The organism is Ciceribacter sp. T2.26MG-112.2 (genome assembly GCF_900492205.1).
Classification (GTDB): Bacteria; Pseudomonadota; Alphaproteobacteria; order Rhizobiales; family Rhizobiaceae; genus Allorhizobium; species Allorhizobium naphthalenivorans_A.
Genome location: NZ_UEYQ01000011.1, coordinates 71,259 through 85,902, shown reverse-complemented (window position 1 = coordinate 85,902; position 14,644 = coordinate 71,259). Strand labels below are relative to the sequence as shown.

Sequence of the window (14,644 nt, the reverse complement as noted above, 5' to 3'; positions counted from 1 at the left end):
GCCTTTAGTTGACCCCCGGCAGGCTCTCGAACTGCAGCTGCACCGGCGGCAGCGCGCCCCCGCGCGTGACACCCTCGCCGGGTGGCAACGGCAATTGCGGCGCTGGCGGCACATCTTCGGTCGCGGGCGGGGCCTGTTCCACCGCATCGCCGACCGGGGGGGCGGCCTGTTCGGCGGCCTCTGCCGCCCTGCGGCGTGCCTCTTCCTCCGCCGCCCGGCGCTCGGCCTCGGCCTTCAGCCTCGCCTCCTCGGCCTTCAACCGGGCCTCCTCGGCAAGTCGTGCCTCCTCGGCGATCCTTGCCCGCTCGGCCTCGGCCTTGGCGCGCTCTTCGGCGCGGTAGCGATAGAGTGCCGCCTCGCGGCGCAGCCGTTGCTTCTCGAGCACGTTGGATTGGAGCGTCTCGACCCGACGACGCTCGCGCTCGAAGGCGCGCTGCGACAGGAAATTGGCAAGATCACCGACATCGAGCTTGCGCTCGGGGTCGGCGACATCGCCCGAGAACAACAGGCGAAGCGCGGGCTCCGCACCGGCCAGCGCGTCGTCGCCGGCCACGAAGGCGGCACGGATGTCGGCCTCCGCCCGGCGCTCGCCGAGCTCGACGCGCAGGGTCCCGTCGAGCTTGGCCGTCTCGTTGGCGAGCGTCAGCGCCGTGGCACGCAGCACCCCGTCGGTGATGTTGAACGGCACCTCGATATTGGCAAAGGCGCTGGATGCCCCGCCGATCAGCGTGGCGGCGAGATCCTCGACCTTGGCATTCGTGATGTCCCCCTCGATCGCATCGGCGCGCGGCAGGAGTTTCGGCAGAAGGCCGCTGTCGAAGCGATGCACGGTGAGAGCCGCGATCTTGACCGCACCGGACCCGTTCGTTGCCGCGAGCAGGTCGCCGACGCTCGACCCGGTTGCCTCCGCCACCAGATCGAGGTCGAACTTGCCCTCGAGGACGGCCCCGGCATCCGCCTTGCCGAGCGCTTTCTCCGCGTCCGAAAGCTCTGCCTGACGCAGCGCGATCCGGCCCTGGTAAAAGCCGTTGCCGTCGGTATTGGCAATCATCAGCCGCCCGCTCATCGCGCCGCCGAGCCACCGCCCCGCCGCATCCTCGATCGTCAGCTGACCGCCCGCCCCGTTGAGCTTGGCGGAGAAGTCGGAGATCGGGCCGAATGCGCCCGGTGAAAACGTCCGGGCCGTGACGGCCAGGTCGAAATCGATATCGCTGCGGGGCTTCGGCAGCGGCGTGGTCGACAGCGTACCCGTCACGCCGTCGCTCACGGGTCCCAGCACGCCCTCGGCCAACCAGGCGAGATCGGCATTGTCGAGGGCGATCTGTCCGCCGAGCTTCGGCACGGCGCCGTTCCAGTCGAAGACCAGCGTTCCGGACATCGTGTTGCCGGCGGCCTCGGCATCGATCGCGGAAATCTCGGCCCGGCCCTCGCCAAGCGCGACCTCGGCGGCAAGCCGCGCCGGCAGCCCCGCGCCACCCTGCGGCAACAGGACACCGGTCATCATCAGATAGGGTTCGAGATCGGGGCTCTCGAGCTTGACGGCACCGCTGCCCTTGGGGAAGCCCGCCGCGGCCAGCCCGATCTTGCCGCGCGCCGACAGCGTCGTGCGTCCGGCGGCGAAGGTCAGCACCGCATCGGCCGGCGCATCGCCGGCACCGGTCACGCTGAACTGCAGCCGTCCGCCTTCGCCACCCCCGATCGGCAGCGGATCGAGGCCGGCCTGTCCGAGCAGGACTTGCGCCTGCGGATTCTCCAGCGTCGCGGCCAGGTTGACCTTCGCATCGCTCGACAGCCTCGCCAGATCGCTGACACCGTAATCGAGCGCGACACGGCTGCCATTGGACGTGCCGGCCACCTTGACGGCCATCCCCCCGCCGGCGGCTTCACCGAACACCAGGCTCGCGGTCAGATTGCTGTCGGCATACCAGCGGGCACTCTTCACCAGCCGCCCGGCCAGCGGATGCGCCGGCAGGCGTTCGGAGATGAGCGTAAGAAACGGCCCCGGATCGGCTGCCGACAAGGCCACCTGCGCCTTGCCCGAGGGCGTCGTCATCGGTCCCTTCACCGTGCCGCTCGCCTTCAGCGTCGCGCCGGCCAGGTCTTCCACATTCAGCCGGTCGACCACGACGCTCGCGCCGTCATAGGTGAAGATCGTCTCGACCCCTCGCGCCTCCACGCCATAACCGGTCAACCGGCCGACTTTCAGCCGCGTGGCGATCTTCTCGGCGAGCAGGCCCTGGCTGGCCTCCTCCCCGGCGATCAGGCTTGCCACCGCGCGCGCCGCGTCCAGATCGATCTCGTTGCCGGCAAGGTCGATCGACAGCGTGGCGACGGCATTGTCGAGCGACTGGCGTTCGAGACGACCGTTGAGCAACGCCGGCCCGAGCGCCAGCTCGAGCTTCTCGAACCGCTGGATCTGCGGCGTCAGATTGACCGCAGCGGAAAAGCCCATGGACTTCAACTGGCGGATGGCAGGGTCGACACTGCCGGAAACCCAGGTCGAAAGCCCCGAAGGCTGCGTCGAGGCGACCAGCAGGTCGCCGCTGAAGGCGGGGGCGGAGCCGAGCGTCAGTCGCCCCTTGGCCTCCACCTGGGTACGGCCGGGAAGAACCACCACCGCGCGCTCGACATTCCAGCCGCGTCCGTCAGGCCGGATGTCGAGCGTGATGTCGCGCAGCACCGTGTCGCCGGCGACGATCGCCGGAAGCCTCAGCGTCGCCTTACCGGGCAGGTTCGGAATGGGGATCTCGCTGGCCATGGCGATCAACAGGTCGAGCCGTTCGCGCACCGAGCCCGCGGCATTGCGCCCGGTCTTGCCCTTGGCGCTTTCGTTGGCGAGCCGGTTGACGTCGACCTGCTGGCCCTCGGCGGTCAGAAGGAATTCCGGATTGACGCCGGTGTCGAGCTTTGCCTCGCCGGTCACGACATAAGGGTCGGTCGCCTCGCCGATCTCGAACCGGTAGGAGGTGAGCGCGATGCGTTCATTGGTGAGTTCGAACGCCCCCTTTGCCCGGGGCGGCGGCGTCTTCGGGTCGTCCTTGTCGGGCTCCTTGCCCTTCCATGTCGCCTGCAACTGTCCCTGATAACTGGGCTTGCCGGTTTTCAGTGTCAGGTCGCCGTCGAGTTCTATGGTGAAGGGCCGGCTCTCGGGTTGCAGTCTGAGCTTCAGCGAAATGGCGTCGGCGCCGACTTCGGGCTGCAGGCTGGACAGGTGGAAGCTGCCCTTCTCGCCGTCGAGCGCCGCGCTGCCATCGACCGACCAGGGCCCCGCCAGCGAGCGCGCCGACATGTCGGCATCAAGCCCGGTGAGCCTGCGCGTGCGGCCTGTCTGCTCGTCGATGAAATCGATCTCGCCGCCGACGACCCGGACATTCTCCAGCACCACGGTGCGCGCCGGAATATCGGCGCTGCTGCCGCGCAGCCAGTCGAGCGTACCGTCGGGAAGAAGCCTGATGCGTGCCTTTGGCTCCTCGATGCGCATGTCGAAGATGCGCGCTTCACCGGACAGAAGCGGCGCGAGTTCGGCATCCATGGAAAAACGCGCCACATGCACCAGCGGTTTGCCGTCCTTGTCGGCACCGACCGTCACGTCATGCAGGGTGACCGATGGGAAAGGCAGCAGGCGCGCATTGACTTCGCCGAGCACCGTGACCTTCTTGCCGAGAATACGGCTCGCCTGGCTCTCGAAATCCTTGCGGAAATCGGTCCAGTCGACGAACAGCGGCGCCAGCAGCGCCCCGAACAGCGCGACGACCAGCAGCCCGCCGAGGAAAACCAGTATGCGTCCGAGCACGTCCTGCGACTCCCATCACTTCCGGCGCAAAGGTAATGCAATTCCCGGCGGGAGCAAGCCGCGAGGAGCCCTCATCACATACGGAAGATCTTGCCGGGATTGAAGATATTGTCTGGATCGAGACTTTTCTTGATCGACCGCATCGCAGGAATGGCCGATCCCAGCTCCTGCTCGAGATAGCTCATCTTGCCCTGGCCGACGCCATGCTCGCCGGTGCAGGTGCCCTCCATCGCCAGCGCCCGGGCGTTGAGCCGTGCCATGAAAGCCTCGGCGCGCGCGAGATCGGCCGTGTTCTTGTCGTCGAACAGCATCAGCACGTGGAAATTGCCGTCACCGGCATGGCCGACGATCGGCGCCAGAAGCCCGGTCTCGCGAATGTCGGCCTGGGTTTCGGCGACGCAGTCGGCAAGCCTCGAAATCGGCACGCAGACGTCGGTCGACAAGCCGTTCAGTTCCGGCGCCAGCGCCCGACCGGCCCAATAGGCATTGTGCCGCGCCTTCCACAGCTGCGCCCGCTCCTCGGCATTGGCGGTATAGCGGAATTCGTCCGAACCGAACTCGGCGGCGATTTCCCTGAACTGCTCGGCCTGCAGCGCGACCGTCTCTTCGGTACCGTGGAATTCGACGAACAGCGTCGGCTTTTCCGGATAGGAGAGCTTGGAATAGGCGTTGACCGCCTTCATCTGCATCTCGTCGAGAAGCTCGATACGGGCGACCGGAATGCCCATCTGGATGGTCATGATGACGGTGTCGCAGGCCGCCTTGAGGCTCGGGAAAGCACAGACGCCGCCGGAAATCTTCGCCGGTATGCCCTGCAGCTTGAGCGTGATCGAGGTGATGATGCCAAGCGTGCCCTCCGCGCCTATGAACAGCCTTGTCAGGTCGTAGCCGGCCGAAGACTTGCGGGCGCGCTGCGCCGTGCGGATTTCCTCGCCGTCGGCCGTGACCACGGTGAGCGCCAGCACATTGTCCTTCATCGTGCCATAGCGCACGGCATTGGTGCCGGAAGCGCGCGTCGAGGCCATGCCGCCGATCGAGGCATTGGCGCCGGGATCGATCGGGAAGAACAGGCCGGTGTCGCGCAGATAGGTGTTGAGTTCCTCGCGGGTGATGCCGGGCTCGACCGTGCAGTCGAGATCCTCGGCATTGACCGACAGCACCTTGTTCATCCGGGTGAAGTCGACGGAAATGCCGCCGCTCGGCGCATTGATATGGCCCTCGAGCGAAGATCCGGTACCGAACGGGATCATCGGCACCTTGTGCGCCGCGCAGGCCTTCACCACCGTCTTCACGTCGTCGCTCGTCTCGACGAAAACCACGCCGTCGGGCAATTGCGCCGGCAAGTAGGATGTCGTGTGGCTGTGCTGCTCGCGAAAGGACTGCCCCGTCTGGAACCGCTCGCCGAAACTCTGCTTGAGGATGCCGAGCACGGCGGCAATCCCCTCCTCGTTGCGAACCCCTGCGACGACATCCTTCAAGGCCATGCGAACCGTCTCCCCCCGCTCTGCCATCTCGGCAGTATGCTCACCAAAACAGGACCGAGCTATGGGCCAAGTCGCTCCCGCTTGTCCAGTGCCGAGACTATGCCCGCTGGCGGTAATGCACAAATGGGTCGGCCAAAAACATTGCGGTGCGAAATGGCGATAGGCTAGATGGCGTTCATGAGAACCTTCCTCACAAGCCTTGCCATCGTCCTTGTGCTCATAAGCGCCGCCAGCGGCTATGTCTGGTGGAATTACGATGCCGTCGTGACGATGATCCTCAAGCCCCAGACGGCGACCGCCGGCGACATCACCGAGGAGAGCTTCGGCCTCGTCACCCCAGACGGCAAGCGTTTTGCGCTCGGCGATCTTCAAGGTGCGCTGTCAAACTTCGAGCCGTCCGCCGATGGCGCGCCGCGCCCGCTGGTGCTGTTCGTCCACGGCTTCGGCCCCGATCCCGACGGCGAATTCGGCCTCTACACCATGGGCGAACTGGCAAAGGGCGCGGGCGCCGACGTTCTGATGTTCAACTGGCCGTCCTGGATCTCGATGACCGAGTTCCCGGTACTGAACGCGAGGGCCGCGAGCGAACGGCTGATTGCGCTCCTTCACGACATGGCCGACTTAAGCGGCCCCGGACAGGCGCTGGCGGATCGCCCGGTGATGATCGTCGGCCATTCGATGGCCGGCGAGCTCTTCCGCCATGTCGGCGAAGCATCGCCCGACCTGCCCAGGGGACTGGTCGCGCGCATCCTCTTCGCCGTCCCGGAAACGGCCCTGCCCGATCACCGGCTGTGGATGGAAAAGCTCAGCTTTGCCGACGAGATCTTCGTCTTCGTCAACGCCGACGATCCGGCCCTCCAGGTGACGACACGCATGTACAACACCGCGCGGCTCGGCCGGACGCTCACCAATCTCGACGGTTCGCCCGAACCGCTGGCGCAGAATGCCGATTATATCCTGCTCGACCCGGAAAGCTGGCGCCATTACTTCTTCGTCTCCGGCCAGCGCAGTGAAGCGATCGACCAGATCTTCGCAGACATCCTGAGGAACGGGACCCCCGCGCTCAATCACGACTATCTGCGGCCCGAGCCGGCCGACAATGTCTTCTTAGTCGTCGGTCCCGGTGCAGAAGGCTTCTGAGGAGGAAGGGTCACCCCTTCAGCGTCTCGTCAAGAAAGGTCGTCAGCCGCCGCCAGTGCCGCTCGGTGCCGACCTCGTCATAGACGCTGTGATCCGGCACACACCAGCCATGGGCCATGCCGACATAGTTCTCCAGCACGAAATCCACCTCGGCCGCCCGGAACGCCTCGACGAAGCGTGCCGCCTGTTCGGGCGGGAAGGAAGCATCGACACCGGCGGCCCCGACATAAACGCGGGCCTTGATATTGGCTGCGCCCAGATGCGGGCTGTCCGGCTTATCGCTCGCCAGATTGCCGCCGTGAAAACTCGCAGCGGCGGCGATCCGCTGCGGATGGGCGGCTGCCGCTGAAAGCGCCCGCGATCCGCCCATGCAATAGCCGACCACGCCCGCCGGCCCGTCGACGCCGGCTTCCAAAAGCGCGTCGAGGAAATGCGCCGTATCGGCCGCCGTCATCGCCTGGCTCGTGCCGTCGATCATCGCGCGCAACTGCCGGGCGCTTTCCTCTTGCCTGAACGCCGTCTTCGCATCGAACGGCCCATAGGCGCCGAAACGATAGAACAGGTCCGGCACGAGCACCACATAGCCATGGCCGGCAAGCCGCTCTGCCATCTGGTCGAGCGCCGGCCGCGGCCCGAAGGCATCCATGTAGAGGATCACGCCCGGGCGGATGATGGCGGGGCTTGCAGCATCGGGCAAGAACAGCCCGGCCTTGGCCGTGCCGTCCTCGGTCTTGATGGCAATCTCGCGTTTGCTCATGAAGCTCTCCTCCTGATGTTTTCTCGACACGGCCGACGATCGACATCCGGGCCATCCCTTCGGCCACGGCTTACGAGAACGCGCCTATTCCGCCGCCTCGATCGCCGCCGCCACCTGCATTTCCTTTTGCAGCCGCGCCTCCTCGTCGGCATGCGGCTTGGCAAAGCGCGCCAGCGCCAGATAGGCGAGTGGCGTCACATAAAGCGTGACGACCGTGGCGAAACCGAGCCCGCCGACGATCACCCAGCCGAGCGCCACGCGGGCTTCCGCGCCGGCCCCATGGGCGAAAACCAGAGGCACGCCGCCGAGAATGGTGGCGATCATCGTCATCATCACCGGCCGCAACCGCAGATTGGCGGCATTCTCGATCGCCTCGCGCACGCCCTGCCCGCGGTCGCGCAGCTGGTTGGCGAACTCGACGATCAGGATGCCGTTCTTGGCCATGATCCCGACCAGCATGACCAGCCCGATCTGGCTGTAGACATTGAGGCTGGTCCCGGTCAGAAGCAGCGCGAAGACCGCGCAGGCAAGCCCCAGCGGCACCGTCGCCATGATGATGATCGACGACAGCACGCTCTCGAACTGCGCCGCCAGTACCAGGAAGATGATGATGAGGGCAAAGCCGAAGGTCGAGGCCATGCCGCCGCTGTTCTCAGTCAGCGTCGCGGCCTCCGCCAGCGGCAGGAGCCGTGCACCCGACGGCAGATGCGGCTCGGCGAGCGCCGTTGCCTTGTCCAGCGCCTGGCCGAGTGAAAGCCCCGGCCCGAGCCCCGCCGTGATCTGCACCGCGGCCAATTGCTGCTCGCGGGCCAGCGACGGTGCCACCGCCTTTTCCTCGAGCGTCGCGATCACCGACATCGGCACGGTCTTGCCGTCGGTGGTCTTGAGGAAGATGTTTTCCAGATCCGTCGGATCGTCGATCGGCCGCGTGGTCGATGCCAGCTTGACCGGATAGGCCTCGCCGTCGACGAAGACGTCGCCGATCGAGCGACCGTCGAGCAGCGACTGCAGCGCCTGGGCAAGTCCGGTGATGTCAATGCCGAGATCGGCGGCCCGCTCCCGGTCGATCGACACGCCGAGCTGCGCCTGGCTGACGTCGTTCGACAGCCGCGGATTGTCGAAGCCCCCATCGGCCTCGAGATCCGCCACCAGCTTGATCGCCGCTTGCGTCAATCGCTCATGGCTTGAGCCGACCAGGGCGAATTGCAACCCGCTGCCGCCGCCGCGAATCCTCAGGCTGTTGGGCTGCATGGCAAAGGCGTTGACGCCGGGAATGCCTTGCGTGAGCCGGGTCATGTCGCGCACGATCTCGTCCTGGCTGCGCTCGCGTTCGCCCCAGGGAGCCAGAGTCAGCACCATGAAACCGCTATTGGTACTGCTGCCGAAACCGGAGATCGAGAAGAGGTTGACGACCTCGCCGCTGTCGCGCAGGGGTTCCAGCACCTCTTCGATGCGCCGCATCTGGTCCTGCATGTAGTCGAGGCTCACCCCTTGCGGCGCCGACACCCGCATCAGCGCCACCGCACGGTCCTCGCGCGGCGTGAGCTCGCTGGTGATCAGCGAAAACGCGGCAAAGGCGACGAGAGAGAAGGCGATGCAAACGGTCACCACCACCAGCGGCGCATTGAGGCAGGCGCTCAGCGTCCTGCGGTAGAAGCTGGAGAATGCGTCGCCGAAGCGCGCCAGCGGACCGGAGTGATGCTCGATCGCATGCGCCGTCAGGAGGCGCGAGGCCAGCATCGGGCAAAGCGTCAACGCCACGATCGACGACAGCGTCACCGAAAAGGCCAGCACGAAGCCGAATTCGCGGAACAATCCGCCCACCTGCCCCGGCAGGAAGGAAAGCGGCACGAACACGGCGGCCAGCGTCGCCGTCGTGGCAATGACGGCGAAGAACACCTCGCGCGTGCCGAGCACGGCCGCCGCCCGCGGCCCGAGCCCCTGGCTTCTCCGTCTGACGATGTTTTCCAGCACCACGATCGCGTCGTCGACGACGAGCCCGGTCGCCAGCACGATGGCAAGCAGTGTCAGGATGTTGATCGAGAAGCCGACCAGATAGACCGCCGCCAGCGTTCCGATCAGCGAAACCGGCATGGTAACCGCCGGAATGATCGTCGCACGCCAGTCGCGCAGGAACAGATAGATGATGCCGATGACGATCACGGCGGCAAGTACCAGCGCGGTGATCACCTCGTCGATCGAACCGCGGATGAACACCGCGTCGTCGCTGGTGACGCGGATTTCCGTGCCCTCGGGCAGTTCGCCCTGCAGCCGCGCCACCATGGCCTTCACGCCGTTGGAAATGCTCAGCGTGTTCGACTGCGCCTGGCGGATGATGCCCATGCCGATGCCGGCCTTGCCGTTCGATCGGAGCGCGGTGGAGGAAAGGTCGGGGCCGAAGGTGACGGTGGCGACATCGCCGAGCCGGACATTCCTGCCGATAAGCAGCCGGGCGAAATCCTCCGGCGTCTTCAGGTCCGCGGTCGCCCTGACCACGATGTCCTGCGTCGTGCTGGTGATCGAACCCGCCGGCACGTCGAAGGCAATGTCGGAGAGCGCCGAACCTAGCGAGGCCACCGTCAGGCCGCGGCTGGCCAGCGCCGACTGGTCGACGTCGATGCGGAAGATCTTCTCCTGGTCCCCGTAGAGGTTGACATCGGCTACGCCGTCGACGGATGCAAGCCGGTCGGCGATTTCGTTGTCGACCAGAAGCGTCAGGTCCTCGAGGCTCATCCGGTCGGAGGTGACCGCCAGCCGCATGATCGGATCGCTGTCGGAATCGGCCTTGATGATGCGGGGTTCGTCGGCGTCGTCCGGCAGGCTGTTGGTGACGCGGGCAATCGCGTCGCGAACGTCGCTCGCCGCCACGTTGAGGTCGGTCGAGTCTGAAAATTCCAGCGTCACCCGGCTCGACCCGAAGGAGGAGGTCGACGACATGGATTTCAGCCCCGCGACACGGGCGACCGCGCCCTCGACCACCGTCGTCAGCTGCTGGTCGATCGTCTGCGGCGAGGCGCCGTCAAAACTGGTGCGCACGGTGATCACCGGGCGATCGACATCGGGCAGTTCACGCACCTCGATCCCGTAGAAGGCGGCAAGACCCGCCACCACCATCAGCGCATTGGCCACCGCCGCCAGGATCGGGCGACGGATGAACAGCGCGGTAAAGCCCGCCTGCGCGTCCGGCGCCGGTCCTGCTGAGGGCCCTGGCCGCGAAGCCGGACCTTCAGTTTCATCCTTGGCGTCCGTGCCGCCCAAGAGTTCGGTCTTGTCGCTCATCGGCTCGCCACCGGTTTCTCGCCGTCCACGGATTTTTTCCCCGCTTCGTCGCCCAGAACCTCGACGGGCCGGCCGGCGCGCACGCGTTGAATGCCCTCGGTCACCACCCGGTCGCCTTCGGCCAGTTCGGCCTCGACCAGAACCGCGTCCGGATTGCGCTGAACAATCCTGACCGCGACCTTCTCGGCCTTGCCGTCGGTGACGCGCCAGACGAAGGAGCCGTCGCTGTCCCACTGGACCGACAGCGGATCGACCGCCGGATAGCGCTCGCCGTCGAAACTCATCTCCACGGTAAACGCCATGCCGGCGCGCAGGTCGTCGTTCTCGTTTCCGATCCTGGCCCGGATCCTCAGGGTCCGGCTGGCCTCATCGATGCGGTTGTCGACCGCTTCGACGCTGCCTTCGTAGAGCTTGCCCGGACGTGCCACCGGCGTCGCCGTGAGCGGCTGGCCGACCTTGACCACCGGCGCGAAGCGTTCCGGCACCCAGAAATCGACAAGCAATTCGGAGCGGTCGTCGAGCGTGGCAATCGCCGTCGACGTCGTGACATTGTCGCCCGGATTGACGGTGACGATCCCCGCGACCCCGGTGATCGGCGCGACGATCTCGCGCCGCTTGAATTCCAGATCGGCGCTGGCCAGCGCCAGTTCCGCGGCCTCGAGCGCGATGGCGGCATCGAAGGCATCGATGCGGGACACGGCGGATCTCAGGTTGGCATAGAGCTCGTTCTTCTCGGTCGCGCTTTTGAGCGCCACCTGCGCCTGGTCGCGGGCGATCCGCTGCTCCTCGCTTTCGAGCCGCGCGATCACCTGCCCCTTCTCGACCCGGTCGCCCGATTTGATGGCGATTTCGGCCAGCGTCCCGGAAACCTGCGGCATGACCGTCACCGACTGGATGGCATCGCCGGTGCCCAGCGCCGAGAGCCGGTCGTTGACCTTGCCAATGGTGACCGCCTGCACCACGACCAGCGTCGCCGCAGCGCCGCCACGCCGGTTGCCGGCGCCCTGTCCCTGCCCCGGCGTCTGGCCCTGCGCCTGTTGTTGCGCGGATCCCGCGGGCTGCCCACCCGCTCCCGCAGTGGAACTCTTCTGACCCACCGGCGCCACCAGAGCAATCATGCCCTCCGGCACCCCGATCCGCCGCAACACGCCATCGGCGCCCGGCACGAACCAGATCCACAAAAGGACGCCGGCGGCGATCACCAGAAAACTGAGGCTCAACTGCTTCCAAAATGCCATTGGGAACTCCGGCCTGTGCTGCGCCCGCGGCATCTCATCTTGGAGACGCCATGCAGCCACGAGGCGAATTGCGGATCATCTGTGCGGCAATATTTCGCTGCAAGGCACAAACGGCAAGGCACAAAGGCCAACATTACGAAAATGTCATCCGCCGGGCTTGCCGCCGCCCGGTTCGTCAGACCGTTTCCACCGGTCCCCGGCCCTTTGCCCAAGCTCCGGGCAAAACCGTCAATATTCCCTGCGGATAGCGGCTGGATCGGAATGAAAGGGGAACATCTTTTCTGGCCTTTCCAATCCGAATCACTACATTGGCCGCATGAGTAACGGTTTCGACGACATTCCCTTCTTCGACGAGGAAGAGCCCGCCCCGCGCAAGCCGGCCGAGGGCCGTGCCCCGGCCTCCGCACCCGCCGCCGGCGGCCTCGGCATCGCCGCGCGCGCCATGGCGGCCCGCGACCAGGCCCGCCCTGCGCCCGATTACCTCGCCGGCCTCAATCCCGAGCAGCGCGAAGCCGTGGAAACGCTGGATGGCCCGGTCCTGGTTCTGGCCGGTGCCGGCACCGGCAAGACCCGGGTGCTGACCACCCGCATCGCCCATATCCTCGCGACCGGCCGCGCCTTCCCGAGCCAGATCCTCGCCGTCACCTTCACCAACAAGGCGGCGCGCGAGATGAAGGAGCGGATCGGGCTGCTCGTCGGCGGCGCCGTCGAGGGCATGCCCTGGCTCGGCACCTTCCACTCGATCGGCGTCAAGATCCTGCGCCGCCACGCCGAAATGGTGGGCCTGCGCTCCGATTTCACCATTCTCGACACCGACGACGTCATCCGCCTGATCAAGCAGATCATCCAGGCCGAGGGCATCGACGACAAGCGCTGGCCGGCCAAGCAATTCGCCCAGATGATCGACGGCTGGAAGAACAAGGGCCTCGACCCCTCGCAGATCCCCGAGGGCGATGCCCGGGCCTTCGCCAACGGCCGCGGCCGCGAACTCTATGCCGCCTACCAGAACCGCCTGAAGACCTTGAACGCCTGCGACTTCGGCGACCTGCTGCTGCACCCCATCCGCATGTTCCGCGCCAACCCGGACATCCTGAAGGACTATAACGACCGCTTCCGCTACATCCTGGTCGACGAGTACCAGGACACCAACACCGCGCAATACATGTGGCTGCGGCTTCTGGCGCAGCGGTCACCCCCCTCCTCTCCCCAGCGGGGAGAGGGTGGCGCGAAAGCGCCGGGTGAGGGGGCGGCACCCACGAACCTTGGCGGCAAGACCCCCTCATCCGGTCCTTCGGACCACCTTCTCCCCGCTGGGGAGAAGGGGAAGGCCACCGTCAACATCTGCTGCGTCGGCGACGACGACCAGTCGATCTATGGCTGGCGCGGCGCGGAGGTCGACAACATCCTGCGCTTCGAGAAGGATTTTCCCGGCGCCAAGGTCATCAAGCTGGAACGCAACTACCGCTCGACCGAGCATATCCTCGGCGCCGCCGGCCATCTGATCGCCCACAATGAAGGGCGCCTCGGCAAGACGCTGTTCACCGACCGGGTGAACCCCGACGACGAGAAGGTGGTGGTCCACGCCGCCTGGGATAGTGAAGAGGAAGCCCGCGCCGTCGGCGAGGAGATCGAGCGACTGCAGCGCGGCGATGCCGACGGCAAGAAGCACAATCTCAACGACATGGCGATCCTGGTGCGCGCCTCCTTCCAGATGCGCGAGTTCGAAGACCGCTTCGTCACGCTGGGCCTCAACTACCGCGTCATCGGCGGCCCGCGCTTCTACGAGCGCCTCGAAATCCGTGACGCCATGGCTTACTTCCGCCTCGTCTGCCAGCCGTCCGACGACCTCGCCTTCGAGCGCATCGTCAACACGCCGAAGCGAGGCCTGGGAGACACCACCATCCGCACGCTGCACGATTATGCCCGCGCCCGCGACGTGCCGATGCTCGCCGCAGCCGTCGACCTGATCGAGACCGACGAGGTCAAGCCCAAGGCCCGCAAGGCGCTGTTCGACGTGATTCAACACTTCAGGCGCTGGTCGGAACTGCTTGAAACGACACCCCATACCGAGCTCGCCGAACAGATCCTCGAAGAGTCGGGCTATACCGACATGTGGAAGAACGACAAGTCGGCGGAAGCGCCCGGCCGCCTGGAAAACCTGAAAGAACTGATCCGCTCGATGGAGGCCTTCGAGAGCCTGCGCGGCTTCCTCGAACACGTCTCGCTGGTCATGGACACCGAGCAGAATGCCGAGATGGATGCCGTGTCGATCATGACGCTGCATTCGGCCAAGGGGCTGGAATTCGAGACCGTCTTCCTGCCCGGCTGGGAGGAAGGCCTCTTCCCCCACCAGCGCGCGCTCGACGAAGGCGGCCGCTCCGGCTTGGAGGAGGAACGTCGCCTCGCCTATGTCGGCATCACCCGGGCAAAACGCCGCTGCCACATCTGGTTCGTCTCCAACCGCCGCATCCACGGCCTATGGCAATCGACCATGCCGTCGCGCTTCCTCGACGAACTGCCGGTCACCCATGTCGAGGTCGCCGAAAGCGAGCAGTCCTATGGCGGCTACGGTCGCGGCGGCTACGGCCAGTCGCGCTTCGACAAGGCCGATCCCTTCGCCAACACCTATTCCACCCCCGGCTGGAAACGCGCCCAGGCCAACAAGTCGGACGCCACCCGCGACAACTGGGGCAACCGCTCCGGCCACGCGATCGAGCGCATCGGCTATGGCGAGAGCGGCCCGAAGGCGAAAACCATCGAGGGCGAACTGGTGGCCAAGTCCACCACCACGGAACCATCGAAATTCACCGTCGGCGACCGCGTCTTCCACATCAAGTTCGGCAACGGCAACATCGCCTCGATCGAGGGCAACAAGCTGACCATCAACTTCGACCGGGCGGGCGAAAAGCGCGTGCTGGACGGGTTTGTGGAAAGGGTGTGAGGGGCGGGCCCT

Annotated in this window: 7 protein-coding genes; 2 read left to right on the top strand and 5 right to left on the bottom strand. The window is 66.1% G+C overall.

Annotated elements, in window-relative coordinates; all coding sequences use genetic code 11:
• Positions 1-4: 4 nt before the first annotated feature.
• Together DYZ14_RS15805 and DYZ14_RS15800 are read right to left on the bottom strand one after the other, a co-directional pair.
• The gene (locus DYZ14_RS15805; RefSeq protein WP_154721572.1) at positions 5-3,793 is read right to left on the bottom strand and encodes an AsmA family protein; all 3,789 of its coding nucleotides are present in this window, start codon (positions 3,791-3,793) and stop codon (positions 5-7) included.
• Between the two features lie 74 nt (positions 3,794-3,867).
• The gene (locus tag DYZ14_RS15800; protein ID WP_154721571.1) at positions 3,868-5,277 is read right to left on the bottom strand and encodes an FAD-binding oxidoreductase; all 1,410 of its coding nucleotides are present in this window, start codon (positions 5,275-5,277) and stop codon (positions 3,868-3,870) included.
• A 168-nt stretch (positions 5,278-5,445) separates the two neighbouring features.
• Between DYZ14_RS15800 and DYZ14_RS15795 the strand changes: the two genes are divergently transcribed.
• Positions 5,446-6,417 (top strand): alpha/beta fold hydrolase, encoded by a 972-nt coding sequence (locus tag DYZ14_RS15795; protein WP_154721570.1) that lies wholly within the window; start codon positions 5,446-5,448, stop codon positions 6,415-6,417.
• A gap of 10 nt (positions 6,418-6,427) precedes the next feature.
• Here DYZ14_RS15795 and DYZ14_RS15790 read toward each other — a convergent pair whose 3' ends face one another.
• From DYZ14_RS15790 to DYZ14_RS15780, 3 genes are all read right to left on the bottom strand, one after another.
• Positions 6,428-7,174: a dienelactone hydrolase family protein gene (locus DYZ14_RS15790; protein WP_154721569.1), complete on the bottom strand. Its 747-nt coding sequence runs from the start codon at positions 7,172-7,174 to the stop codon at positions 6,428-6,430.
• An 84-nt stretch (positions 7,175-7,258) separates the two neighbouring features.
• Positions 7,259-10,453, bottom strand: coding sequence for an efflux RND transporter permease subunit (locus DYZ14_RS15785; protein WP_154721568.1), 3,195 nt, complete (start codon positions 10,451-10,453; stop codon positions 7,259-7,261).
• On the bottom strand, positions 10,450-11,691 hold the full coding sequence (locus DYZ14_RS15780) for an efflux RND transporter periplasmic adaptor subunit (RefSeq protein WP_154721567.1): 1,242 nt from the start codon (positions 11,689-11,691) through the stop codon (positions 10,450-10,452). The genes DYZ14_RS15785 and DYZ14_RS15780 overlap by 4 nt, the downstream gene beginning before the upstream one ends.
• Before the next feature lie 316 nt (positions 11,692-12,007).
• Here DYZ14_RS15780 and DYZ14_RS15775 point away from each other — a divergent pair, with 316 nt between their 5' ends.
• The gene (locus DYZ14_RS15775) at positions 12,008-14,632 is read left to right on the top strand and encodes an ATP-dependent helicase (protein ID WP_154721566.1); all 2,625 of its coding nucleotides are present in this window, start codon (positions 12,008-12,010) and stop codon (positions 14,630-14,632) included.
• The last annotated feature ends 12 nt before the right edge of the window (positions 14,633-14,644 follow it).